This is a genomic window from Roseomonas sp. CCTCC AB2023176, assembly GCF_042259275.1.
Classification (GTDB): domain Bacteria; phylum Pseudomonadota; class Alphaproteobacteria; order Acetobacterales; family Acetobacteraceae; genus Roseomonas.
The window spans coordinates 1,446,400-1,470,304 of the sequence record NZ_CP170086.1; the positions used below are offsets into that span (position 1 = coordinate 1,446,400).

Below are 23,905 nucleotides of genomic sequence, written 5' to 3' on the forward strand. Positions count from 1 at the left end.
CCCTCTGATGGACGGCTCCACCTATCGCGGCGAAGCGCCCGTCGAGATCCGCGACCTCACCTACACCTATGGCGAGGGCGACCTGAAGCGCACCGTCCTGCGCGACGTCGAACTCTCCGTCCGCCCCGGCGAGATCGTGCTGCTGACCGGTCCCTCCGGCTCCGGCAAGACCACGCTGCTCACCCTCATCGGCGCGCTGCGCTCCATGCAGGACGGCTCCTGCCGCGTGCTGGGCCAGGAACTCCGCGGCGCGAAGGAAACGGCCCGCGTCGCGCTGCGCCGCCGCATCGGCTTCATCTTCCAGAACCACAACCTGCTCGGCTTCCTCACCGCGCGCCAGAACGTCGCGATGTCGCTCGAACTCGACGGCTCCCTCTCCGACCAGGACCGCCTGGACCGCGCCGGCGCCATGCTGAAGGCCGTCGGCCTCGCCGACCACGCGGACAAGCCGCCGGCCAACCTCTCCGGCGGCCAGCGCCAGCGCGTCGCCGTCGCCCGCGCCCTCGTCGGCGAACCCGGCCTGGTGCTGGCCGACGAACCCACCGCCGCCCTCGACAAGGTCAGCGGGCAGGAGGTCGTCCACCTCCTCCGCGACCTCGCGAAATCCCGCGGCGCCCCGATCCTGCTCGTCACGCACGACCCGCGCATCCTCGACATCGCCGACCGCATCGTCGCGATGGAGGACGGGCGGATCGTGTCGTCGGACGCGAAGACCTCCGCGGCGGGCTGAGTGCGCGGCCGGGGCCGGCTGGCCCTGACGGCATCAGGGAACGGCCGGCGGAGCCTGGGATCAGGCGGCCAGCGGCACCGGGAAGGCCGGGTCGGGCACGACCCCGCCCGGGCTGACCGAAAAGCCCTGCGCGATGCCCCGCAGCGGGGCGAAGGTCCCCGGCTCCGTCCCCGTCAGGAAGGACTGGGCGGGCAGGGCCGCCAGCGCCTCGAAGAGCGCGTCGCGGCGCCGGGCGTCGAGGTGGGCCGCGATCTCATCCAGCAGCAGCAGCGGCGCGAAGCCGCGGGTGCCGGCGATCAGCGCGGCATGGGCCAGCACGGTCGAGATCAGCAGCGCCTTCTGCTCCCCGGTCGAGCAGAGTTCCGCCGGCACGCCCTTCGGCAGGTGGGAAAGGCGGAGATCGCAGCGGTGCGGTCCCTCCACCGCCATCCCCGCCCCGGCGTCGCGGCCGCGGTTCGCGGCGAGCGTTTCGCGCAGGCCGTCCTCCACCTCCAGCGCTGACCGCGCCTGCAGCGCCGCGGCCGTCGAGCAGTCGAGCGCGGCGAGGGCTGCGGGGAAGGCCCCGGCGACCCCGCCTGCGAGCACCGCGTTGAGACGCGCGATGAGGGCACGCCGTGCGGCGGTCAGGGCGACGCCGTGCCGGGCCATCGCGTCCTCCAGCCCGTCCAGCCAGGCACGGTCCCCGCGGTTGTCGCCCAGCAGGCGGTTCCGTTGGGTCATGGCGGTCCCGTAGGCCGCGACCTCCCGCGCGTGATAAGGGTCCAGCGCCCAGACCAGGCGGTCGAGGAAGGCTCGGCGGCCGGAGGCGGCCTCGGTGAACAGCCGGTCCATCTGCGGCGTCAGCCAGACCGCGGCGACGAGGGCGCCGAGTTCGGCCTGCGTCTGCACGGGATTCCCGTCCAGGCGGAAGGACCGCTTGTCCCCGCCATCGGCCGTGGTGCCGGTGCCCAGGTCGAAGGTGCCAACCGGCCCTTCGAAGCGGCCGGAGACCGCCCAGGGGTGTGGTCCCTCCGGCCCGATCCGGCCGAACTCGGCCAGCTTCGCCCCCCGCAATCCTCGACCGGGGCCGAGGAGGGAGATGGCCTCCAGCAGGTTCGTCTTCCCCGACCCGTTCTCCCCGGCGATGACGACCACGCCGGCCTCCAGCCGCAATTCCGCCCGCGCGTGGTTGCGAAAGTCCTGGAGCAGGAGGCGGGTGAGGCGAAGGGAGGGGATCACGCAGGGAGGTCGGAGAGGTGAAGCACCTGCGCGCCCTCGCCCGCGAGCGCCAGAAGGCGGCGGTCGGCCGTGACGAGCGGAAGTCCGACATGCGCCGCCGTTTCGAGGAAGAGACAGTCGTACACCGGATGGCCGAGGCGATTCGCACGGCGCAGCGCGCCGCCGAGCAGCGGCGCTGAGGGAACCGCACCGATCCCGGTCGCCGCGATGATCTCCAGCCCCTGCAGGGCCTCGGCATCGGTCAGCCGGCCCCGGCGTACCGCCTTCCAGAAGATGTTGGCGCACTCGACGAAGAGCAGGTCGGGGCCAAGGAGGCGGTGGGAGAAGAGCGTGGCCGCGCGCTCACTGCCCTCCTCAGCCAGGACCCACTTCGCGGCCACGCTGGCATCGATGACGTAGCCGGTCACCGCTCCTCGCGGCCTTCGCGTTGCAAGACCTCGGTCGGGGTCACGTCCCGGCCGGCCGTCGCGGCGCGCATCTCGGCGGCACGCCGGATGACGTCGGCCCGCCGCTTGGCCCAATCCACGTCAACGGCGAGCGCCGTGCGCAGAATCTCCCGGTGCTCCGCCTCCACGGACCGACCGCTCGCCGCCGCGCGCCGGCGAAGGCTGTCGATCAGGTCATCCTCGACGCCGCGCACGAGCAACTGTCCCACGGCATCCTCCGGCGCAGTGCTATCAGAGATAGCATCGCCGACCGACCGTTCAAGCCGCCAGGGGCAGCCCCAGCATCCCGGCCTCCACCCGTGCGACCAGCGGCAGGTGGTCGGAGGCGCGGCGGGCCATCGGCGTGTCGTGCACGTGGACGCGTGGCACCAGCCCCCGCGGGTGGCCGAGGATGCGGTCGAGCGAGAAGGTCGGGCGGAAGGTGGGGAATGTCGGTGCCGCGGGCGGCTCCCCGAAGACCGGGGCGAGCACGCCGAGGACGGAGCCCCGCGGCCGCCATTCGTTGAAGTCGCCCATGACGAGGGTGGGGAGCGTATGGCCCGCTCCGGTCGAGAGGGCGGCCATCAGCGCCTCCCCCTGCAACCGCCGCCGGCGCGCGCCGAGGGATAGGTGCGCCGCGACGATGCGGAAGGGCCCGTCCCCCAGGTCGATCTCGGCCAGCACCGCGCCCCGGGGTTCCAGCCCGCCCAGGCGCAGGCCGTAGGGGCCGTGGATCACCCGGGCGTCGCGGCAGACGAGCACGACATTGGACCGCCAGCCCTGCTCCCCCGCCCGGTGCGGCAGCCGCAACGGGCGCAGGCCGAGGTCACGGGCGATCGCCTCCTCGTCCAGCATGCCCTTGTCCCGGCGGAAGAAGTGCTGCGCCTCCTGCAGCGCCATCACGTCCGGGCGGATTTCCCCGATGACCGCTTCGACCCATTCGGGACGGTAGACGCCGGCCACCGCCCGCCGGCGGTGGATGTTCCAGGTCGCGACGCGCACAGGGCTATTCGGCGGGGACGGCGAGGGGCGTGGCCGGGGGCGTCCGGAGTGCCGGGTCGTGCGCCGAGCGGGCACCCCACGCCACCGCCCCGATCGCGGCACCGGAGGCCGTCAGGACGATGTCGGTCCAGGTATCCGTGGCGTCCCCGATGAGGTGGGTGGCCCATTCGAAGACCTCCCAACCCGAGCCGAGGACGAGGCCGAAGAGGAGGCCGAGCCAGAGGAGGCGCCTGCCGCCCCATGCCCGCCCGTCGGCGAGGAGGAGGGCGGCGAAGACCGCGCCGGCCATGATGCCCGACAGCAGGTGGACGACCTCGTCATACGGGTTCTCGCCGTAGAACCAGTTCAGCCCGTAGCCGGGGGAGGAGAGGAGGGTCGCGAGGAAGGGCACGGGGTCCAGGCTCCGCGGAAGGGCGCGGACGCGCCGGGGCAGGACCGCCATCCTCTCGCGCGGCGGCAAGACGATGCCGAGGCAGCCGAGGGTCGCCAGCAGCGTGGCGCCGGCGGCATTGCCCTTGTGCAGGCTCCAGAACCAGGCCGTGACGGCCAGGAGCGCGAGGACGCAGGCCCCGGTGGTGATCGCCTGACGCCGATGTGGGTCCCGCATGGGGGCGGACACGCTGTTCTCCCGTCCTTCCTGACGGAGGGATCAACGCGCGAGGCGGCGTTCCGTTCGCTGGACCGGGATCAGCTCGGGCGGACGCGGCCTGGCCCCGCAGGAGACGTGGCAGACCCGCGGGAGTGCGGGTCAGACCCGCATGGGCATGAGGACGTAGACGGCCTCGGGCCGCGCGGAATCCTGGACAATCGTCGGCGCGGAGCCGTCGGCGAAGCGGAATTCCACCTGCGCGTCCACCTGATCCGTGATGTCCTTCAGGTAGCGCGCCTGGAACCCGATCTCGAGCGAGGGGGCGTCGTAGGTCACCGCGTCGCCGTCCAGCTCCTCCTGCGCCTGGCCCTGTTCGGGCGAGGCGGCGGTGAGCAGCAGGTGGTTCTTGCCGAGCGACAGCTTTACGGGGCGCGAGCGCTCGGAGGAGATGGCGGCGACGCGGTCAACCGCCTGGGCGAAGGCACCCTTGTCCACGCGCAGCACGCGGTCGTTGCCCTTGGGAATGACTCGCTCGTAGTCGGGGAAGGTGCCGTCGATCAGCTTGCTGGTGAGCGTGACCGCGCCGATCTTGACCTGGAGCTTCGTGTCGGACAGGCGAAACTCGATCTCATCGGAGGTCTCCTCCGCCAGCTTGCGCAGCTCGCCCACCGTCTTGCGGGGCACGATGACGCCGGGCATGCCGGCCGCGCCGTCCGGCAGCGGCTCCTCGACGCGCGCGAGGCGGTGGCCGTCGGTCGCGACGGCGCGCAGCACGTCCACGCCCTCCGCCTTCGTGGCGTGCAGGTAGATGCCGTTGAGGTAGTAGCGTGTCTCCTCCGTCGAGATCGCGAAGCGCGTGCGGTCCACGAGGTCCCGCAGCATCCCCGCGCCGAGGCGGAACTTGTGGGGCAGTTTTCCTTCCGTCATCGAGGGGAAGTCCTCGACCGGCAGGACCATCAGCGAGGTGTTGTAGCGGCCGGCGCGCAGCGCGAGGGGGGCATCCCCGCCCTTGTGGTCGAGTTCGATTCGTGCGCCGTCCGGTAGCTTGCGCACGATCTCGAAGAGCGTCGCGGCGGGTGCGGTGCAACGGCCTTCGCGCGCGATCTCCACGCCCGCGATCTCCTCGATGATCGCGATCTCCATGTCCGTCGCGGTCAGGCGCAGCGCGCCGCCGGAGGCGTCGAGCAGGACGTTCGCGAGGATGGGAATGGTGTTGCGGCGCTCGACGACGCTCTGGACATGGGCCAGGGCCTTGAGCAGCACCGCCCGGTCTGCCGTGAACTTCATGGTCGCCACCCCCGCGCCGACGTCGTCCCCACCCCGGCAGACGGCGTCCCCCGGGAGCGATCCCCTATCATCCTGAAAAGCCGCGGGGAAGGCGGACGCCGCCGGGATGGGCGGTGCTTCAGGGACGGCGGGCCTCGCGGGCCTCGGCAATGAGGGCCTTCATGCGGCGCACGGCGGCGGGCAGGCCTTCGAACACGGCCTGGCCCACGAGGAAGTGGCCGATCGAGACCTCAGAGATATCGGGAATGGCCGCGATGCCGGCGATCGAGTCGTAGGCCAGGCCATGGCCAGCGTGGCAGGCGAGGCCGGCCGCGGCGGCGATCGGCGCGGCCTCCGCGATACGGCGGAGGTGGGGGGCGCGGGCGTCCGGCGCGGCATCGGCATAGGTGCCGGTGTGGAACTCGATCGCGGCCGCGCCGATCGCCACGGCGGCTTCCACCTGCGCCCGATCGGCCTCGATGAAAATCGAGACGCGGATGCCCGCGCCGGAAAGACGACGGACCGCCTCGGCCAGGAAGGCGCCGGCGCGGGGAATGTCGAGGCCGCCTTCCGTCGTCAACTCGTGCCGCCCCTCCGGGACGATGCAGCAATCGGCGGGGCGCAGGCGCTCGGCGATGGCGACCATCTCCTCTGTCGCGGCCATCTCCAGGTTCAGCGGCGCGTCGAGGGCGGCGCGGAGGCGTTCCACGTCGGCATCGCGGATGTGGCGCCGGTCTTCCCGCAGGTGGACCGTGATGCCGTCGGCACCGGCCTCCAGCACGGCGCGCGCGGCGTCGAGGGGGTCCGGATGCGTCCCGGCCCGCGCGTTCCGCAGCGTCGCGACATGGTCGATGTTGATGGACAGGCGCAACGGCGTCACGCGGCGGCCCCCGCGGCCCGGTGCGCGGCGATCTCCGCGGCCATGCGGAGCGCGGCGATGAGGCTGCCCGGATCGGCCAGTCCCTTGCCCGCGATGTCGAGGGCGGTGCCATGGTCCGGGCTGGTCCGGACCACGCGCAGGCCGAGGGTCGCGTTCACGCCGCCATCCATATCGATCGTCTTCACCGGGATCAGCGCCTGGTCGTGGTACATGCAGAGCGCCGCATCGTAGGTGGCGCGGGCGCGCGGCGTGAACAGGGTGTCGGCCGGCAGGGGTCCGCGCACCGAGATGCCGGCGGCCCGGAGCGCGGCAACGGCGGGGGCGACGACCTCGATGTCCTCCCGGCCCATCGTCCCTTCCTCCCCCGCATGCGGGTTCAGAGCGGCAACGACCAGGCGGGGTTCGGCGATGCCGAAATCCCGGCGCAGTGCCTCGGCGAGGAGGGTCCCGGTCCCGACGATGCTCCCGGAAGTCAGGCGCGAGACGGCGTCCCGCAGGGAGAGGTGGATCGTGACCGGCACCACGCGCAGCCCGGGGCAGGCGAGCATCATCACCGGCGGGACGCCGCGGCCGGCGAGCTCGCCCAGGAACTCCGTATGGCCGGGATGGGCAAAGCCGGCTGCCGTCAGCACCGCCTTCTGGATGGGGTTGGTGATCACCGCGGCGGCCCGGCCCGCCAGCGCCAGGGCGACGGCCCGTTCGATGGAGGCGAGGATAGCGGGGGCGTTGGCGATGGAAGGGCGGCCGGGCGTCACGGCGACCGGGAGCGGCATTGGCAGGACGGGCAGGGCGTGCGGGAAAGCCGCCGCGGTTTCCTCCGGCCCGGCGATGGAGATGACGGGCACACCCCTGAACAGCGCGGGGTCGCCGAGGACGAGGAAGGCCGGGCCGGTCGCGCGGAGGCGCGACCAGGATGCGGCCGTGATCTCCGGGGCGATGCCGGCGGGCTCGCCCATGGTGAGCGCGAGGGGTCGGGGGGCCATCGTGAAGGGGGCCGCGGTGCCGGGTGCGAAGGCCCCGGGCGGCGTCAGCTCTCCAGCATCCGGCGCAGCAGTTCCACGTCCTCGCCGAAGGCGGCGTCGGCCTGCATCAGCTCCGCAACTCGGGAGACGGCATGCATCACCGTCGTGTGGTCGCGGTTGCCGAAGCGCCGCCCGATCTCCGGAAGCGACCGGGAGGTCAGCTGCTTGGCCAGGTACATGGCGACCTGGCGAGGACGCGCGACGTTCCGCGCACGGCGGGCCGAGGACATGTCGGTCAGGCGGATGTTGTAGTGCTCCGCAACCTTCTTCTGGATCTCCTCGATCGTGACCCGGCGGTCATGGGCGCGGAGGATGTCGTGCAGGACCTCCTGGCAGGATTCCACCGTGACGGGCCGGCCGAAGAGGTTGGCGTGGGCGATCAGTCGGTTCAGCGCGCCTTCGAGTTCCCGCACGTTGGACGTGATCTTGTGCGCGAGGAACTCCAGCACGCGTGCCGGTACGGAGACGCCGTTCGCGGCGGCCTTCGCTTCCAGAATGGAGATGCGCAGTTCGTAGGTCGTCGCGTGGATGTCGGCGACCATGCCGCAGCCCAGGCGCGTGCGCAGCCGGTCCTCGAGCCCCGCGAGGTCCGAAGGCGGCTTGTCGGAGGAGACGACGATCTGCTTCCCCGCATCCACCAGCGCGTTGAAGGTGTGGAAGAACTCCTCCTGCGTGTTGTCCTTGCCGATGAGGAACTGCAGGTCGTCGATCATCAGAACGTCGACGGAGCGGAGGCTCTCCTTGAACTCCATCGTGGACTGCGACCGGAGCGCCGCGATGAAGCGGTACATGAACTTCTCCGCGCTCATGTAGGCGACGGTGCGGTTCAGGTTCGGCTCCCGGATGGCCCAGGCGATGGCGTGCATCAGGTGCGTCTTGCCGAGGCCGACGCCGCCGTAGAGGAAGAGCGGGTTGAAGCCCGGGGAGGCAGGCCTCTCCGCAACCCGCCGGGCGCAGGCATGGGCGAATTCGTTGGGCTTGCCGACGATGAAGGTGTCGAAGGTGAAGCGGGGGTCGAGGGGGGCGATCCAGTCGCCGCGGCCGCCCTCGTTGCGCGCGGGTTCGACGCGGGGCTCCGCGGGGCGCACGGCGAGGGGCTCGGCCAGCGCGGGGGCAGCACCGTCCTCCTCCGCCTCGGCGGGCAGGTCACGGGCGGGTGCCACGCGGATCTCGACCCGGCGGACCCCGACGTTCTCGGCCATCCAGAGGGCGCGGAGGCGGTCGCCGTACTGGCCGCGGAGCCAGTCGCGCAGGAAGCGCGTGGGGACGTGGATGACGGCCTCGTCGCCCTCGATGGCCGCGAGGGTCAGCTGGCGCAGCCAGGTCCGGTACTCGACCTCCCCGACTTCGTCACGAAGGCGGCCGCGGATGCGGGCCCAGGCCGAGGAGAGGCGGGAATCGTCTCCGGAATCCGGGTGAATCGGTCCGGAGGATACGGCACCCAGCTCGTCCTGCATGCGACCCACCGATCACCCCCTGTCACGGATCCCTGCCCCGGATCCGCCACGCCAATAACGGTAACGCGCGGCAACAGAGGCCGCAAATGACAAAGTTTGCGGGCACGCGTCGGTTTGATGACGCGCAAAATCGCCGCGCAGCGGTCATGAAAGACCGCAGCGCGCCGACGCAAGTACTGATGGGAACTTTACTTCAAAAAGCCCGGCGAGGACTTGCCGCCGTTAGGCGGAGGCGCCGATGCCCTTGATCCGGGCGGAGAGCCGCGAGAGCTTCCGGGCCACGGTATTGTCGTGCATCACGCCCTTGTCGGCCGCACGCTGCAGCTCGGGCTGCGCCAGGCGGAAGGCTTCCTGCGCCTGGGTCTTGTCGCCGCCGGTGATCGCCTCCTCCACCTTGCGGAGGAAGGTGCGGACGCGAGAGCGGCGGGCGCGGTTGCGCTCGACGCGCTTCTCGTTCTGACGGATGCGCTTGCGCGCGGACGCGGTGTTCGCCATGGGCCGGATGTACCAGTCGTGGAGATGGAGAGAAGGTGGCCCGTCGCAGGCCGCCGGAAAGGGCGGGGTTCTATCCACCGCCCCCCCCAGAGTCAACAAATGGGGGAGTCAACGAAAGGGCGGTTGCAGCGGGGACACGTCAGGCGTTCCTGAAAGTCGGCTTCCGCTTTTCGGCGAAGGCGGACATGCCCTCCTTCTGGTCTTCCGTCGCAAAGAGCGAGTGGAACAGCCGCCGCTCGAACCGCACGCCCTCCCGCAGCGTCATCTCGTAGGCCGCGTTCACCGCCTCCTTCGAGAGTACGACGGAGGGGAGGGAGAAGGCGGCGATCGCCTCGGCCATCTTCACCGCCTCGTCCACCAGATCGGCGACGGGGACGATGCGGGTGACGAGGTTGGACCGTTCCGCCTCCGCCGCGTCCATCATGCGGCCCGTGAGGATGAGGTCCATCGCCTTGGACTTGCCGACCGCGCGGATCAGGCGCTGCGTGCCGCCGGCGCCCGGCATGACGCCGAGCTTGATCTCGGGCTGGCCGAACTTCGCGTTGTCGGCCGCGAGGATGATGTCGCACATCATCGCCAGCTCGCAGCCGCCGCCCAGGGCGAAGCCCGCGACGGCCGCGATGACCGGCTTCTTGATCGTCAGGACCGTCTCCCAACGGTTGCCGATGAAGTCCTCGAAGTGGATGGCGGGGTAGGAGCGGTCCTTCATCTCCTTGATGTCGGCACCCGCGGCGAAGGCCTTTTCGGAGCCCGTCAGGACGATGGCGCCGACCGCGTCGTCCGCATCGTAGGCGCGAAGGGCCTGCCCGACCTCGGTCATCAGCTGGTCGCAGAGGGCGTTAAGGGCGGAGGGGCGGTTGAGGGTGATGAGCCCGACCTTCCCGCGCGTTTCGACCTTGATCATCTCGTATTCGGCCATGTCGGCATCCCCCCGTATCGCGGGCGTTTCCTTCCCCCGAAGCCGGGGTTGGGTCAACGGGCCGGGAGATCAGCGAAGCCGGGCGTTGGCGATCCGGACGCCTTCGGCGAGGGAGGCGAGCTTGGCCCAGGCGATCTCGGGGTCCACCGCCCCGAAGCCCGCGAAGGTGGAGAAGCCGCAATCGGTCCCGGCGATGACCCTGTCCCGTCCAACGACCGTGGCGAAGCGCTCGACCCGCTGGGCGACGAGTTCGGGATGCTCCACGAAGTTGGTCGTGGAATCGAGGCAGCCGGGGATCAGGACGTAGTCGTCGGGGATCGCCACCCGCGTCCAGGCTTCCCATTCATGGGCGTGCCGGGGGTTCGCCGCCTCGAACAGCAGGGCGCGCGGCTTGGCGCGCAGCAGGACGGGCAGGACCCGTTCCAGCGGAATGTCGTGGGTGTGGGGGCCTTCGTAGTTGCCCCAGCAGATATGCATCCGCACGCGGTCGCCGGGGACGTTGCGCAGGGCGTGGTTCAGGACCTCCACGTGCACCGCCGCGCGGCGGAGGAACTCGTCCTCGGACAGCTCGCGGTACATCATGTGGCGGCCGAGGCCGAGGTCGGGCGCGTCGATCTGCAGGATCAGGCCGGCGTTGACGATGCCCTCGTATTCCACCCGCATCGCCTCACCGATGTCGGCGAGGTAGTCGTCCAGCGTCGCGTGGTAGTCCGACACCTGGAACAGCGCGATGACGCCGGGTGAAGCGGAATTCAGGAAGCCGTCATGGTAGCCGGCCTCCGCCATCGCGTCCCGCATCGTCGCGATATCGCGTTCCATCGGCGCGGTGTCCTTCACCGCGATAGGGCCGGTGCAGCGGGGGCGGCGGTAGGTCGGCGTGCCGCCAGCCTTCGCCAGGCGCTCCATGAAGGACGGGTAATCCGTCAGGTCGGCCGGCGGCCGTCGCGGGCTGTCGCCCTCGAACCCCGTCAGCCGGTCCTTGATGTACGTGGCGTAGGAAATCTTCGACGTCTCGCCGTCCGAGGGGATGTCCACGCCGACCGACATCTGACGGCGCAGGACGGCGCGCGTCGCCTCCTCCATCACGCGGTGGTAGTCGGCGTCGTCCAGGGCGATGCCCTTCTCCCGCGCGAAGAGCCGGTCGGCGACGGCGGCGCTCCGGGGCAGGGACCCGACATGCGTCGTGCGGATCATTCCGCGGCAGCCCGCTGCCCGACGAAGCGCACGGCGCCCGCCTGGTCGCCGCCACGGACGACGTAGGCCAGCACGCCGTCGGAGGAGAGGGCGCGGAAGGACCGCGTGGCGCCCTTGGGCGTCGTGAAGGTGTCGCCGGCGGCCATGTCGACCGCCTCGCCGTCCACGGTGACCTCCAGCGTGCCGCGGTGGACGAAGATCACCTCCTCCTCGTCCCGGACATGCGGCGGGATGCGGGCGCCCGTCTCCACCCGCAGCAGGCGCAGGTTGAAGCCGTGCGGCCACCAGCCGGTGATGGGGCCGGGGGCGAAGCCGTCGCGCGTCTCGGCCGGGGTGATGACCGGGCATTCCTCCACGCCCGGGCCGGCGAGGGGCGAGCGCGGGTTGCCCCGCATGTCCGCGAGGCGCACGGCGCAGGAGGCCAGCTTGTCCGCGGACGGCGTGGCGAGGCGGCGGACCAGTTCCGCGTTCGGCGCTTCTTCGAGTTCCGCGCCGGGCGGGACGGTCTCGCCGACCGTCGTGTCCACCAGGCGCCCGCCCTTCAGCAGCACGAGGCCGTATTGCCGCGCAAGGTCGAAAACCTTCGGCGCCCATTGCACCCTGCCCGGATCGTCCCGCCCGAGCGCGACCCAGAGGAAGCCGACCCCCTCATCCAGTTTGCGGAAGCCGCGGAACATCTGCGTCGGCACGGAATAGACGTCGCCCGGCGCGACCTCGACCTCGCCATCCGCCCCGGCTTCCGCGCCGAACGTGATGGCCCAGTGGCCGGAATGGACGACGAAGACCTCCGCCGTCTCGTGGCTGTGCTGGGAGTTGAGGCAGCCGCCGGGCTGGCGCGCGGCGCCGATGTTGAAACCGTGCGGCTCGGGGATATGGACGTGCTGGTTCGGGTTCTCCGAAACGCCGGGGCCGATCAGCGAGAAATTCTCCTTCGCGTCCGAACCGGGCGTGCGCGTGTCCACGAAGGCGTTCTTGCAGGGGATCAGGTCGGCGTAGCGGACCAAGCGGGACGTGATGCTCATGCGGTCACTCTCTCGGCGGCGAGGCGCTTGCCGCTCTCCTTGTCGAACAGATGCAGGCGGGCACGGTCCAGTCGTAGCCCGACGGGGGTTCCCGGCGGGTGGCGGAAGCCGCGGGCGGTGCGGGCGATGACGCGCGTGCCGCCGGGGATGGTGGCGGTGACGAGGACGGATTCGCCGGTCATCTCCGTCGCATAGATTTCGCCGTCCAGGTCGCCCGCGCCGGGGGCGGTGACGGCCGTGTCCTCAGGTCGCACGCCCAGCACGACAGTACCCGGCGCCGCATCCAGCGCGATGGCGGCGCCGGGCAGGCGGAAGGCGCCGCCCTCGACCGTGCCGGGGATGAGGTTCATGGGCGGGGAGCCGATGAAGCCCGCGACGAAAAGGTCGGCGGGGTGGTCGTAGATGTCTTCGGGCGTGCCGAGCTGACGGATTTCGCCGGCGCTCATCACTGCCACCCGGTGTGCAAGCGTCATCGCCTCGATCTGGTCGTGCGTGACGTAGATCGTCGTGACGCCGAGCGTCTGCTGCAGGTGCTTAATCTCCGCCCGCATCGTGACGCGCAGGCGCGCGTCGAGGTTCGACAGCGGCTCATCCATCAGGAAGGCCTGGGGCGTGCGGACGATGGCGCGGGCGAGCGCCACGCGCTGCCGCTGGCCGCCGGAGAGTTCGCGGGGCCGGCGGGCCAGCAGGGGGCCCAGCTCGACGGTGTCGGCCGCGGCCTTGACCCGCTTCTCCCGCTCCGTCCGCCCGAGGCCCCGGACCTTCAGGGGGTAGCCGATGTTCTCGGCCACCGTCATGTGGGGGTAGAGACCGTAGTTCTGGAACACCATCGCGACGTCCCGGTCCTTCGGCGGATCGTCGTTCACACGCCGGCCGCCGATAAGGATGTCCCCGCCCGAGGGTTCCTCGAGCCCCGCGATCATCCGCATCGTCGTCGTCTTGCCGCAGCCGGAAGGACCGAGGAGGACGATGAACTCGCCGTCCGCGACCTCCAGGCTCTGCGGCTTCAGCGCCACGAAGTCGCCCCAGCGCTTCGTCAGGTCACGGAGGGAGATCGTGGCCATCAGGACGGGGCCCCAGAAGGCCGATGGATCTGGCGCAGGATCGCGAGCTCGTCGAAGAGCGTCCACTCCTCGACGATCAGGCCCGACTCGTCGATACGGAAATGCGACATGCCGAGGACGTAGACCGGCTTGCCCGTCGGCGGTCCCCAGGGGCCATAGCCCCGGTGATGCGCGCGGATGCCCCAGCGCGCGGCGAGGATGATGCCGTCCGTCTCCTCGGACCAGCAGAAATGATCGAGGGAATGCACCGCGTCCGGGAAGGCCGCGAGGAAGGAGATCCAGAAATCGCCGAGCGCCTGCCGCCCCATGATCTCCCGCCCGCCGGCCATGTGGACGTGCACGTTTGGCGCGTAGAGGCGCGGGAGTGCGTCGATCCGCCGGCGGTTGAGGACGTCGTGCAGCAGGTGGGCGAGCCGGTCCTCGATCCCCGGCCCCTCCGGCCGGTCCAGCGGTCCCGGCTGCGCCTGTCCCGGGGCGCGGCGGGGCAGGCCCACATACCAGGGCGTGCGGCCCGAAGCCGCATCGGCGCGGGCCATGCGTTCCGCCACTTCGAACATGTCGAAGCCCAGGCCGGCGACGAGGGCGCCGTTGTCGCGGATCAGCCATTCCGTGTGGATACGGCCGTCGCGGGAGACGCAATCGGCGCAGGTCAGGAACCGCGCGCGGCGGCCCGTCGCGGGGCCCCAGGCATTCGGCCCGATATGCGTGACCGCCGAGACGCCGAGATGGGAGGTGTAGAAGCCGTCCGCATCCTCGCTCCATGCGACGTTCAGGAAGCGGCTGTCGCGGTCGAAGGCGGCGAGGGTCGCCAGCGTCCCCACGACCACCTCCTCCGCCCCGCGGGAGAAGTCGGCGCCGGCATAGACGGGGCAGGCGTGATCGTAGGTGTCGTAGATGTAGCCCACCGCGCGTTCGGCCCAGATCCGGTGGGTGATCTTGAAGATCCAGTCCACGATGTCGGCGTGACCGGGTTGAAAGCCGCTCCACGAAAAACCGGTGTCAGGGCGCTCGGCGATCAGGTCCTCGACCGCCACGTGCCGGACGCGGGTGGCCTGGGCCCGTTCCGGCAGGCCGAGCTCCGCCGGCGTCACCGCACCGCCCCCGTGTTCAGGCCCTTCACGAAGTAGCGCTGCACGTAGCCGGACAGGACAAGCATCGGCAGCATGATCGTCAGGCCCATGGCGGCCATGATCTCCCAGGCGTCGCCGCGCTCGGTCCGCGCGGACATCAGGCCGACCTGCAGCGTCACCGCTTCGTTGCGGGACAGGACAAGGGCGTAGAAGAACTCGTTCCAGGACACGACGAAGCAAAAGATCGCCGCCGTCGCAATCCCCGGCAGCGCCATCGGCACGACCACGTCCCAGAGCACCCGCAAGCGGGAGGCGCCGTCGGTCATCGCCGCTTCCTCCATGTCCATCGGGATCGCGTCGATGAACCCCTTGATCATCCAGATCGCGTAGGGGACGACGAAGGACATGTTCGCGATCACCAGCGCGATCCGCGTGTCCAGCAGCCCCACCGTGCGGAAGGCGATGAAGAGCGGGATGATGATGATCACCGGCGGCACGAACTGTGTCGCCAATACACCCAGCGGCCAGACCCGCCCCCCGGGCAGCCGGAAGCGGGAGAAGGCGTAGGCCGCCAGCGTCGCGATCGGCAGGGACAGCACCAGCGTCAGAAGCGTGACGATGACGCTGTTCATCGTCCGGTTGCCGAGGAAGTAGGGCGCGCCCACGGAGGCCACGAAGTTCTCCGTCGTCGGCGTGAAGAACAGCCGCAGCGCATAGACGTCCCGCGGCGACTTGAAGGCGGTGGCTGCGATCCACAGGATCGGCGCCATGAAGAGGACGAGGACCGCGACGATCGCGGCGACCTTCAGCCAGCGCTCGATCGGACCCGGCCTCAACGCCCATCCTCCCGGACGAGGCGGAAATAAAGCGCGGCGAAGACGGCCATGAGGGCCGCGAGGAGGTAGGCCATCGCTGCGGCGTAGCCGAGGTCGAACCAGCGGAAGCCGGTCTGGTACACGAGGTGCGCAAGCGTCTCCGTCGCGTTCCCGGGCCCGCCGGCGGTCAGGGTGACCACCTGATCCAGCACCTTCAGCGAGAAGATCGTCTTCAGCAGCACCGCGACGACGATGACGGACCGCATCTGCGGCAGCACCACTTCGAAGAAGGTCCGCACCCGCCCCGCGCCATCCACCTGCGCGGCCTCCACCGTCTCCTGCGGGAGCGACGCCAGGGCGCCGATGAACATGAGCATGAAGTAGGGCGCCCAGTGCCAGACATCCGTCAGCACCAGGGCGGCCATGGCCAGGTTCGGGTCGGCCAGCAGCGCCGCTCCGCGCAAGGGCGGAACCGCCGCGCCGATGGCGGCGGAGGCCGCGCCGAATTCCGGGTTGAGCAGGAAACGCCAGGATACGCCGACGAGGGCCGGCGACATGGCGAAGGGAATGACCAGCAGCGTCCGGGCCGAAACCCGCAGCCGGTCCGGCCCCGCCAGCAGCAGGGCCAGCAGCATCGCGAGGGTCAGGGTGAAGACCACCGACAGGCCGGTGAAGGTCGCGGTGACGCCGAGGGAGGACCAGACCTCCGGGTCGTCCGTCAGCGCGCGCGCGTAGTTCTCCAGTCCCACATAGGGTCCCGGCGAAGCGGCGCGGGACAGGTCCCATTCCATCACCGAGAGGTAGAGCGCATAGGCCAGCGGGTAGAACAACGTCCCCGCCAGGACCGCGAAGGCCGGCAGGATCAGGAACCAGCGGAGGTGCCGGTCCGCGATCCCGCCGCGCCGCAGGCCGCCGCGCACCGGCGCGACCGGTGCTGCGACGCGCTGCCCATCCCCAAAGGTTCTTGGGGTGGCGGCGGGCCCGCTCACCGTCGGCTGCTCGTCCGGCGCAGGATGCGGTCGGTCTCCCGCGCCGCGTTGTCGAGCGACGCCTTGACCTGCCCGCGACCCGTGGCGAGTTCGGAAAGCGTGTTCTCCAGCACCGTCGCGACCTGCGGCCAGTCGCGGGTCTGCGGCATGATGCGGCTGCCTTCCAGCGACCGCGCGGCGACGCGGTGCAGGCCGCCATTGGCCGAGTTCACGGCCTCATTGGTGAAGGAGGCGGTCTGGGTGACCACGATGTCCGCGGTGTTCGGGTCGGACTTGTCGGTCGCAACGGCGACCTCGATCTCCGGCGCGCAGACCCACTTCATGAACTCCCAGGCCGCATCCTTCTTCGTGGACCCGTTGGAGATCGCGAGAGGGAGGGAGATGGCGTAGGACACGGGCCGCCCGCCCGCGATCTGCGGCACCGGCGCGAAGCCCACCTGTTCCGGCCGCAGGCGGGACTGCGGGCCGGTCAGCACCGAATAGACCCACCACCAAACCGCGACCATCGCCGAATTGCCCTGGGCGACGGAGTTCACCGCATCGCCCTCCACGAACTGCACCGAACCGGGCGCCGCGACGCGGTGGCGCAGCAGGTAGTCCAGGTATTGCTGCGTTGCCTGCACGCCGACCTCGTCGTTGAAGCGTGCGCCGCGCTCGTCGGCCGTGAGGACGTCACCGCCGCGGCCCCAGAGGTGGTTGAGCCACAGGAACAGGTTCTGCTGCCCGTTCCCCTTGCCGTACATCATGGCGATGCCGGAAACGCCGTCATTCCGCTGCTGCACGGCCCGGGACGCCGTCACCACGTCCTCCCAGGTCATCGGCGGCTGCACGCCCGCGCCTTCCAGCAAATCCTTGCGGTAGAACAGCATCTGCGGATGGCCTCGGAGCGGCAGGCCGTAGGTCTTGCCCTCGACCATGCTGCCCAGCTTGTAGGCCTGGGGGTAGCGGTTCATGTCCACGCCGTCGCGCTGCAGCAGATCGTCCAACGACGCCAGGTGCACGGCGAGGGAGGAGCCCCAGGAATCCTGGTAGCACACGACGTCGAACGCCCGGCCGCCCGCCACGGCTTCCGTCGTGATCTTGTCGCGCAGCTGGCCGTAGGGGACGTAGGTGTAGCTGGCCTTGATTCCCGTCTGCCGCTCGAAGTCCGGCAGCCGCTTCTCATGCGCCCGGAACTGCGACGCGACGGGGAGGAGGACGTTGATCGCCTGCCCGTCGAAGGGTTTCCCGGACCGCAACTGCGCCACCGCCGGCCGCGTCAGCATCCCCGCAGCACCGAGTCCGATCAGTCCCCGCCGATCCAGGATCATCCTCGCCTCCTCCCTCGTTCCGGGCATGCTACGCAGTCCTTGCAAGCGTATGCAACGGGGTTCGCGGCTCACCGGGCCGCGAGCGTCAGCCCTGATGCATCGCGATCTGCCGCCGTACCGCGACCTCGTCCGTCACGATCCATTCGTTGCGGATCAGCCCGTCCACGACCTCCGCATGCGTGACGCCCAGCGCGACCACCGTGGCCCCGCTCGGCGGGCCGAAGGCGCCGTGGCCCGCATGCGTGCCCGTCAGCCACCAGCGCGTGGAAACGCGGACGGGCCGCCCGGGCTCCTCCATTGCCATCGAATGGTCCACGACGAAGCGCGCGTCGGGGAAGGATGACAGCCAGCCGATGAACCACCGGTCCAGCCGCGCGTGGCCGTGCAGCAGGCGGTTCCCCGTCGCGCGCACGACGCAGGCCGGGTGGTAGGCGTCGCGGATGACGTGCAGATCCGACCGCCACATCCGCGCCAGGGCGTCCCGCACCATCACCGCGGCCGGGTGGTCCTGCTGCTCATGCGGCTCGAAGGATTCGTCGCGCAGGGACCGGGCCAGCCCGGCCTGCCAGGGACCCTTCCCCGCCTCCATGTCCGCCCGTGCCTGGCGACGCGCATGTTCCACGGGATCGAGGCCGAGCTGGATTGCGATCCCCGCCTCGTCGCGGACGAGCCATTCCTCGACGATCCGGTTGCCGATACAGACGCAATCGGCGACGGCGTAGAAGTGGATCGCGCGCCCCGTCGGCGGGCCGTAGATCCCCTCGCCCAGGTGCACGGAGGGCGCGGAGACGCGGTGGGAGGACAGGAAGCCCCGCCCTGCGTCGCCGGACCAGATGATGTCCTCCGGCAGCAGGCGCCGTTCGGGGAAGGCGTGCAGCGTCGCCAGCGTTCCCGCCACCATCGCCTCGGCCCCGTGCATCTCCCCGTTCGCGGTGTGGACGAGGCAGTCTTCGGAATACCAGTCCCGGATCAGCCCGATGCCGCGGCCTTCCCAGATCCGCTCGGTGATCTTGATGATGTAGTCCGGAAGGTCGCGGAACTCCGGATCGAAGCCGTCCATCGCCATCAGCGGTCGTCCCTCCACACTGTCCGTCCGTCCACCGTCACGAGCCCCGTCGGGGGCGGGCGGGCCGAGCCGCGGACGATCAGCTCGCCCGGTACGACGACGTGCCGGGCCACATGCCCGGGGGACGGCGTTCCCGCACGGCGCGGCGACAAGCCCTGGGGATCCAGCCGCGTCGCAAGCAGGCGCACGGCCTCCTCGACCATCGCCCCGATCGGCTGGGAATAGGTCGTCAGGTCATAGGCGCCGAGGGACGCCGGCGCCGCATCGTCGAACCCGACGACCGACACATCCCCCGGCACCCGCAGCCCGCGTCGCCGCGCCGCGTCCATCACCGCCAGCGCCATGTGGTCGGAGGCGCAGAAGACCGCGTCCACCCGTTCCCCCCGCGCGAACATCGCCTCGGCCGCCGCACCCGCGCGGTGCGCATCGTAGTCGCCGGCCAGGCGGATCGGATCGGGCAGGCGCGCGGTGCGCAGTTCTTCCCGGAACCCGGCCTCGCGGTCACGGTTGGTGGAGGAATCCGACAGCCCCGCGACATAGGCGAAGCGCCGGTGCCCGCCCGCCAGGAGGAACCGCGCGATCCGCGCCGCGCCGGCACGGTTCTCGCCCGCGACGCTCTCGACCCCATCATCCGTCACGACACGGTTGACCAGCACCACGGGGATCCCGCTGGCGCGGCACTCCGCCGCCAGCCGCGACGACAGCGTGGCGGAGAGCAGCACCAGCGCATCCACCTGATACCGCATCACCTCCTGCAGCCCCGGGTCCACGTCACCCTGCGCCGGGGCCGTGAAGAGCAGCACGTGATACCCCATCGCCTGCAGCCGGTCCGACAGCGCCTCCAGCACCGCGGGGTAGAACCCGTTGCGCAGGTTGCCCACCGCCACGCCCACAATCCGCGACCGCCGCGTGATCAGCGACCGCGCGATCATGTTCGGCCGGTAGCCGAGGCTCCGCGCGGCCTCCAGTACCTTCTCCCGCGTGGCGGAGGCGACGCTGGCGCCGGGCGTGAAGGCGCGGGAGACGGCGGATTGCGAGACGCCGGCGACGCGGGCGACGTCGCGGGCGTTGGCGATGGGGCGGGTCATGACCGGCAGCCCCGGGAGGCCCTGCCTCCCGGACCGGCAGCCGGAGGGTGAACGCACCCCCCCAAGGCCTTCCTCACGCCGCGGTCCATCCGCCATCCACCACCAGCGCCGCCCCCGTCATCAGCGACGATGCGTCCGACGCCAGGAACACCACCGCCCCCGTCAGGTCCTCCGGCTGCCCCACGCGCCCCAGCCGGATGTTCGACAGGATCCAGTCCCGCGTCGCCGGGTCGGCCAGGCCGGGCCGCGTCATCGGCGTCTCGATGAAGGTCGGGCAAAGCGTGTTCACCCGGATGCCGAGCGGCGCGAGTTCGATCGCCGCGGCCTTGGTGAAGCCCTCCATCGCCCATTTCGTCGCGCAATAGACGCTGCGGCGCGGCCCTCCCACATGCCCCATCTGCGAGGACACGTTGATGATGGACCCGCCCCGCCCCGCGTCGCGCATCCCCCGCGCGACCGCCTGCATCGCGAAGAAGGCCGCGCGGACGTTCAGGTCGGTGACGAGGTCGTAGTCGGCTTCCGTCACGTCGAGAACGTGCGCGTGGCGCGCGGTGCCCGCATTGTTCACCAGGACGTCGAAAGGCCCGTGCTCCGCGACGGCGCGGGCGAAGGCGGCGGTGTCCGTCACGTCCACCGTCAGCGCATCGGCCAGCCCGCCTTGCGCGCGGATCGCGCCGGCGGCCGCCTCGATCTCCGCCGCCGTGCGCGCGACGAGCGTGATGGCGGCCCCGGCGGATGCCAGCGCGGCCGCAGCGGCCAGCCCGATCCCCCGCCCCGCGCCCGTGACGATCGCGCGCTTGCCGTCCAGCCGGAAGGTCGGTGCCGCCGGCAGCTCGACGGCCGCGCTCACTCCGCCGCCGTCGCGTAGGGAATGTTCCGCCCGCCGTAGCGGCGTACCCGGATGTTCGCCTGCTCCGCATGCCCCGCGAAGCCCTCGAGCATGCAAAGGCGCGAACAGTATTCCCCGACCATCGCACTGGCTTCGTCCGTCAGCACGCGCTGGTAGGTGCAGGTCTTCATGAACTTGCCGACCCAGAGCCCGCCCGTGTAGCGCGCCGCCTTCCTCGTCGGCAGCGTGTGGTTCGTGCCGATCACCTTGTCGCCGTAGGAGACGTTGGTCCGCGGCCCGAGGAACAGCGCGCCGTAGTTCGTCATGTTGGCCAGGAAATAGTCGGGGTCCCAGGTCATGACCTGCACGTGCTCGGACGCGATTCGGTCGGCTTCCCGCACCATCTCCGCCTCGTCCTCGCAGACGATGACCTCGCCGTAATCCTCCCAGGCCTTGCGGGCGATGGCGGCGGTGGGGAGGATGGTCAGCAGCCGCTCCACCTCCCGCATCGTGTCGCGCGCCAGCTTCTCCGAATTGGTGAGCAGGATGGCCGGCGAGTTCGGCCCGTGCTCCGCCTGCCCCAGCAGGTCGGTCGCGCAGAGTTCGCCGTCCACGCTCTCATCGGCGATCACCAGCGTCTCGGTCGGACCGGCGAAGAGGTCGATGCCGACGCGCCCGTACAACTGCCGCTTCGCCTCGGCGACGAAGGCATTGCCGGGGCCGACGAGCATGTCCACCGCCTCGATGGTCTCCGTCCCCAGCGCCATGGCACCCACCGCCTGGATGCCGCCGAGGCTGTAGATCACGTCCGCACCGGCCAGGTGCTGCGCGGCGACGATGGCGGGCGCCGCGCGGCCCTCGAAGGGCGGGGCGCAGGTGATGATGCGCTTGCACCCCGCGACCTTCGCCGTGACGACCGACATGTGGGCGGAGGCCAGCAGCGGATACTTGCCCCCCGGCACGTAGCAGCCGACCGAGTTCACCGGGATGTTCTTGTGCCCCAGCACCACGCCGGGCAGCGTCTCCACCTCGATGTCGCGCAGGGCGTCCTTCTGGTGCTGCGCGAAGTTCCGCACCTGCTCCTGCGCGAAGCGGATGTCGTCGAGGTCGCGCTGCGACAACTGGGACAGGCAGTCCCGGATCTCGGCGTCGGTCAGGCGGTAGTCCGCGCGGTCCCACTTGTCGAAACGGATCGACAGGTCGCGCACTGCAGCGTCGCCCCGGGCCGCGATATCGGCCAGGATGCCCTCGACGGTGGCGCGGACGCGGGCGTCGTCCTCCGCCGCGGCGGCCGCGTCCCGGCCGGTCTTGAGGTGCCGCGCCATCCGTTCCTCCCGCACTTGCAATCGTATGCAATGGGGGCGCGGAACGGGCAGGCTTGTCAACCGCCGGCGGTCACACCGGCAGGTCCTGGTCCTGCTCCCCCGCGCCGACCCAGCGGATCCTCGCCCGGGGCGGCACCGGGGCGTTCGCCAGGGGAAATGCGGTCCGGATGTGCAGGGCCTTCCCGACCGTTTTCATCAGCTTCATGCCAATTCCGCCGGCGATCCCTGGCGTCTGGTCGAGAAGCCCGGGCAGCACGATGGCGGGGCGCCAGCTCCCATCCGGGCCGGTCCGCGACGGGCCCACCACGAAGCGCGCGCCCGACGGTGCGGGACGCGTGACCTGGGCGTTGTAGCCGACCATCCGGAAGTTGCCCGCCGCGATGCCGATCCGCGCGAAGACCCATTCGCAGCGGTCCCAGCACAGGTAGCCCAGCGCGGTCTGGCCGGCGCGCGTGTTGAGCGCGTAGGTGATCGCCGCGACCTGGCAGCCGTCGAACGCGCTCGAAGCCGGCAGGCCCTCATCCCCGATGATGCGCATCTCCAGGCCGTCGAACGTGATGCTGGCCCGGTTCTTCCCCTGCGCGACAAGCTCGTGATTCGCCTCGGCATGTCCCTCGCCGCGGTCCGTCGGACGGATGGACTGTCCCTCGCTGTCGCGCAGGATGCGGGAGACCTCGTACTCGGTGTAGGTCGGCTCGGTCTTGATCGACATGGCTCCCCCTTCGGCGTGACCATGCCGCAGGAATGGTCGCGCCGCCGCTCGCGTTCCGGTGATCCGGACCCGGGGGCTCCCTCCTCAGCCCAGCACGTCCCGGTGCCGGGCATCGACCAGCCGCTCGATGAACCAGTTGGGATAGACCTCCGGCGGCGTCGTGATCGCATCGAGCGCCGCGACCTCCTCCGCGGTCAGCCGCACCTCGGCCGCGCCGAGGTTGTCGGCCAGCTGGTGCGGCTTGCTGGCCCCGAGGAGGACGGAGGTCACGCCCGGCTTCGCCAGCAGCCAGGCAATGGCGACCTGCGCCACGCTTGCGCCGTGCCCCGCCGCGATCTCCCGCATCCGCTCCACCACGGCGAAGCCGGCCTCCTTGTCGAAGGGCATGATGTCGAAGCCGGAGAGGCGGTTGTCGGAGTCCGTCAGGTTCTCCCGCGTGTACTTGCCGGAGAGGAAGCCGCTCGCCAGCGGGCTCCACACCGTCATTCCCAGGCCATAGCGCGCCATCATCGGGATCACGTCCCGCTCCACGTCGCGGCCGACGAGGGAGTAGTGCATCTGCCCATGCGTGAAGGGCGCCAGGCCCCTGGCCCGCTGGATCTCCATCGCCGCCGCGACCTTCCAGGCCGACCAGTTCGAGAAGCCGAGGTAGCGGACCTTCCCCGCGCGGACGACGGCGTCGAGCGTCTCCAGCGTCTCCTCCAGCGGGGTGAAGGGGTCCTCCTTGTGGACGATGTAGGCGTCGATCCAGTCCGTGCCGAGGCGGCGCAGGCTCTGATCCACGGACCACAGGATGTGGCGCCGCGACAGCCCGGCCTGGGTGATCGGCTGCCCCGTGCGGAAGCCCACCTTCGTCGCGATCACCACCTCGTCGCGCCGGCCGCGCAGGGCGTTGCCGAGGATCGTCTCGGACTCCCCGTTCGCGTAGCCGTCGGCCGTGTCGAAGAAGGTCACGCCCGCGTCGAGCGCCTGGCCGACGAGGCGGTCGGCGTCGAGGGCGCCGACCTTGTACACCGCCGCCATGTCCTGGTTGCCCGCCGTGAAGGTCATCGCCCCGAAGGCGAGGCGGGAGACGGCGAGGCCGGTGTTGCCGAAGGTCGCGTACTGCATGGTCATGGTCCCTCGTGGCGGGCGGGGTGCCGCACCGGTGGGCCAGAGATAGCCACGCTGGATTATGACGATAATGCCGGATAAATCTGATTTGCTGTTAAGCAGGATTTAACAATGCACCGGAACGGCCTGGACGGAATCGTGGCCTTCCTCCGCGTCGCGGAGCGCCGGTCCTTCACCGCTGCCGCCGCCGAACTCGGCGTCACGGCCGCGGCGATCAGCCAGACGATCAAGGCGCTGGAAGCGCGGCTGGGCGCCCCCTCTTCGCCCGCACGACCCGCGACGTCGGGCTGACGGAAGCAGGGCAG

Annotated in this window: 26 protein-coding genes; 2 read left to right on the forward strand and 24 right to left on the reverse strand. The window is 70.8% G+C overall.

Annotation, left to right across the window (positions count from 1 at the left end; genetic code table 11):
* Positions 1-7 precede the first annotated feature (7 nt).
* Positions 8-730, forward strand: a complete 723-nt coding sequence (locus ACE7GA_RS07255) for an ATP-binding cassette domain-containing protein (protein ID WP_376097714.1) — start codon at positions 8-10, stop codon at positions 728-730.
* Between the two features lie 60 nt (positions 731-790).
* Here the strand turns inward: ACE7GA_RS07255 and recF are convergent, their stop codons facing one another.
* The 24 genes from recF to ACE7GA_RS07375 form a co-directional block, all read right to left on the reverse strand.
* A complete protein-coding gene (gene recF, locus ACE7GA_RS07260) occupies positions 791-1,948 on the reverse strand; it encodes a DNA replication/repair protein RecF (RefSeq protein WP_376097717.1) in 1,158 nt (385 codons plus the stop codon).
* Positions 1,945-2,355: a type II toxin-antitoxin system VapC family toxin gene (locus ACE7GA_RS07265; protein ID WP_376097720.1), complete on the reverse strand. Its 411-nt coding sequence runs from the start codon at positions 2,353-2,355 to the stop codon at positions 1,945-1,947. The genes recF and ACE7GA_RS07265 overlap by 4 nt, the downstream gene beginning before the upstream one ends.
* On the reverse strand, positions 2,352-2,603 hold the full coding sequence (locus tag ACE7GA_RS07270; RefSeq protein ID WP_376097723.1) for a hypothetical protein: 252 nt from the start codon (positions 2,601-2,603) through the stop codon (positions 2,352-2,354). Before ACE7GA_RS07270 ends, ACE7GA_RS07265 begins: the two co-directional genes overlap by 4 nt.
* 49 nt (positions 2,604-2,652) lie before the next feature.
* Complete coding sequence (locus ACE7GA_RS07275; RefSeq protein WP_376097726.1) at positions 2,653-3,375, reverse strand: endonuclease/exonuclease/phosphatase family protein; 723 nt, start codon at positions 3,373-3,375, stop codon at positions 2,653-2,655.
* A gap of 4 nt (positions 3,376-3,379) precedes the next feature.
* The gene (locus tag ACE7GA_RS07280; RefSeq protein ID WP_376097729.1) at positions 3,380-3,994 is read right to left on the reverse strand and encodes a hypothetical protein; all 615 of its coding nucleotides are present in this window, start codon (positions 3,992-3,994) and stop codon (positions 3,380-3,382) included.
* A gap of 129 nt (positions 3,995-4,123) precedes the next feature.
* Entirely contained in the window at positions 4,124-5,251 is a 1,128-nt protein-coding gene (gene dnaN, locus ACE7GA_RS07285) for a DNA polymerase III subunit beta (RefSeq protein ID WP_376097732.1), read from the reverse strand.
* A 118-nt stretch (positions 5,252-5,369) separates the two neighbouring features.
* Entirely contained in the window at positions 5,370-6,110 is a 741-nt protein-coding gene (locus tag ACE7GA_RS07290) for a pyridoxine 5'-phosphate synthase (protein ID WP_376097735.1), read from the reverse strand.
* Positions 6,107-7,093, reverse strand: coding sequence for a 4-hydroxythreonine-4-phosphate dehydrogenase PdxA (gene pdxA / locus ACE7GA_RS07295; protein ID WP_376097738.1), 987 nt, complete (start codon positions 7,091-7,093; stop codon positions 6,107-6,109). The genes ACE7GA_RS07290 and pdxA overlap by 4 nt, the downstream gene beginning before the upstream one ends.
* 44 nt (positions 7,094-7,137) lie before the next feature.
* Positions 7,138-8,589, reverse strand: coding sequence for a chromosomal replication initiator protein DnaA (dnaA, locus tag ACE7GA_RS07300; RefSeq protein WP_376097742.1), 1,452 nt, complete (start codon positions 8,587-8,589; stop codon positions 7,138-7,140).
* A gap of 222 nt (positions 8,590-8,811) precedes the next feature.
* The gene (rpsT, locus tag ACE7GA_RS07305; RefSeq protein ID WP_376097745.1) at positions 8,812-9,084 is read right to left on the reverse strand and encodes a 30S ribosomal protein S20; all 273 of its coding nucleotides are present in this window, start codon (positions 9,082-9,084) and stop codon (positions 8,812-8,814) included.
* 139 nt (positions 9,085-9,223) lie between these two features.
* Entirely contained in the window at positions 9,224-10,003 is a 780-nt protein-coding gene (locus tag ACE7GA_RS07310) for an enoyl-CoA hydratase (protein ID WP_376097748.1), read from the reverse strand.
* A gap of 69 nt (positions 10,004-10,072) precedes the next feature.
* Positions 10,073-11,197, reverse strand: a complete 1,125-nt coding sequence (locus ACE7GA_RS07315; protein WP_376097751.1) for a cobalamin-independent methionine synthase II family protein — start codon at positions 11,195-11,197, stop codon at positions 10,073-10,075.
* Positions 11,194-12,219 carry a cupin domain-containing protein gene (locus tag ACE7GA_RS07320; RefSeq protein WP_376097754.1) on the reverse strand — a complete coding sequence of 342 codons (1,026 nt, stop codon included), beginning with the start codon at positions 12,217-12,219 and terminating at the stop codon, positions 11,194-11,196. Before ACE7GA_RS07320 ends, ACE7GA_RS07315 begins: the two co-directional genes overlap by 4 nt.
* Positions 12,216-13,283, reverse strand: a complete 1,068-nt coding sequence (locus ACE7GA_RS07325) for an ABC transporter ATP-binding protein (RefSeq protein WP_376097757.1) — start codon at positions 13,281-13,283, stop codon at positions 12,216-12,218. The genes ACE7GA_RS07320 and ACE7GA_RS07325 overlap by 4 nt, the downstream gene beginning before the upstream one ends.
* Complete coding sequence (locus ACE7GA_RS07330) at positions 13,283-14,374, reverse strand: ester cyclase (protein WP_376097760.1); 1,092 nt, start codon at positions 14,372-14,374, stop codon at positions 13,283-13,285. Before ACE7GA_RS07330 ends, ACE7GA_RS07325 begins: the two co-directional genes overlap by 1 nt.
* Positions 14,371-15,189, reverse strand: a complete 819-nt coding sequence (locus ACE7GA_RS07335; RefSeq protein WP_376097763.1) for a carbohydrate ABC transporter permease — start codon at positions 15,187-15,189, stop codon at positions 14,371-14,373. The genes ACE7GA_RS07330 and ACE7GA_RS07335 overlap by 4 nt, the downstream gene beginning before the upstream one ends.
* The gene (locus tag ACE7GA_RS07340) at positions 15,186-16,157 is read right to left on the reverse strand and encodes a carbohydrate ABC transporter permease (protein ID WP_376097766.1); all 972 of its coding nucleotides are present in this window, start codon (positions 16,155-16,157) and stop codon (positions 15,186-15,188) included. The genes ACE7GA_RS07335 and ACE7GA_RS07340 overlap by 4 nt, the downstream gene beginning before the upstream one ends.
* Positions 16,154-17,467 (reverse strand): ABC transporter substrate-binding protein, encoded by a 1,314-nt coding sequence (locus ACE7GA_RS07345; protein WP_376097769.1) that lies wholly within the window; start codon positions 17,465-17,467, stop codon positions 16,154-16,156. The genes ACE7GA_RS07340 and ACE7GA_RS07345 overlap by 4 nt, the downstream gene beginning before the upstream one ends.
* An 85-nt stretch (positions 17,468-17,552) precedes the next feature.
* Positions 17,553-18,533, reverse strand: coding sequence for an ester cyclase (locus ACE7GA_RS07350; RefSeq protein ID WP_376097772.1), 981 nt, complete (start codon positions 18,531-18,533; stop codon positions 17,553-17,555).
* Positions 18,533-19,621 (reverse strand): LacI family DNA-binding transcriptional regulator, encoded by a 1,089-nt coding sequence (locus ACE7GA_RS07355; protein WP_376097774.1) that lies wholly within the window; start codon positions 19,619-19,621, stop codon positions 18,533-18,535. Before ACE7GA_RS07355 ends, ACE7GA_RS07350 begins: the two co-directional genes overlap by 1 nt.
* Positions 19,622-19,694: 73 nt before the next feature.
* The gene (locus tag ACE7GA_RS07360; protein ID WP_376097777.1) at positions 19,695-20,471 is read right to left on the reverse strand and encodes an SDR family NAD(P)-dependent oxidoreductase; all 777 of its coding nucleotides are present in this window, start codon (positions 20,469-20,471) and stop codon (positions 19,695-19,697) included.
* Positions 20,468-21,775, reverse strand: a complete 1,308-nt coding sequence (hisD, locus tag ACE7GA_RS07365; protein ID WP_376097780.1) for a histidinol dehydrogenase — start codon at positions 21,773-21,775, stop codon at positions 20,468-20,470. The genes ACE7GA_RS07360 and hisD overlap by 4 nt, the downstream gene beginning before the upstream one ends.
* A 70-nt stretch (positions 21,776-21,845) precedes the next feature.
* Positions 21,846-22,487 carry a hypothetical protein gene (locus ACE7GA_RS07370; RefSeq protein WP_376097783.1) on the reverse strand — a complete coding sequence of 214 codons (642 nt, stop codon included), beginning with the start codon at positions 22,485-22,487 and terminating at the stop codon, positions 21,846-21,848.
* Between the two features lie 84 nt (positions 22,488-22,571).
* Complete coding sequence (locus tag ACE7GA_RS07375) at positions 22,572-23,597, reverse strand: aldo/keto reductase (protein WP_376097786.1); 1,026 nt, start codon at positions 23,595-23,597, stop codon at positions 22,572-22,574.
* Positions 23,598-23,711: 114 nt separating this feature from the next.
* On the opposite strand from ACE7GA_RS07375, the gene ACE7GA_RS07380 reads away from it, so the two are divergent.
* A complete protein-coding gene (locus ACE7GA_RS07380) occupies positions 23,712-23,891 on the forward strand; it encodes a LysR family transcriptional regulator (protein WP_376097789.1) in 180 nt (59 codons plus the stop codon).
* The last annotated feature ends 14 nt before the right edge of the window (positions 23,892-23,905 follow it).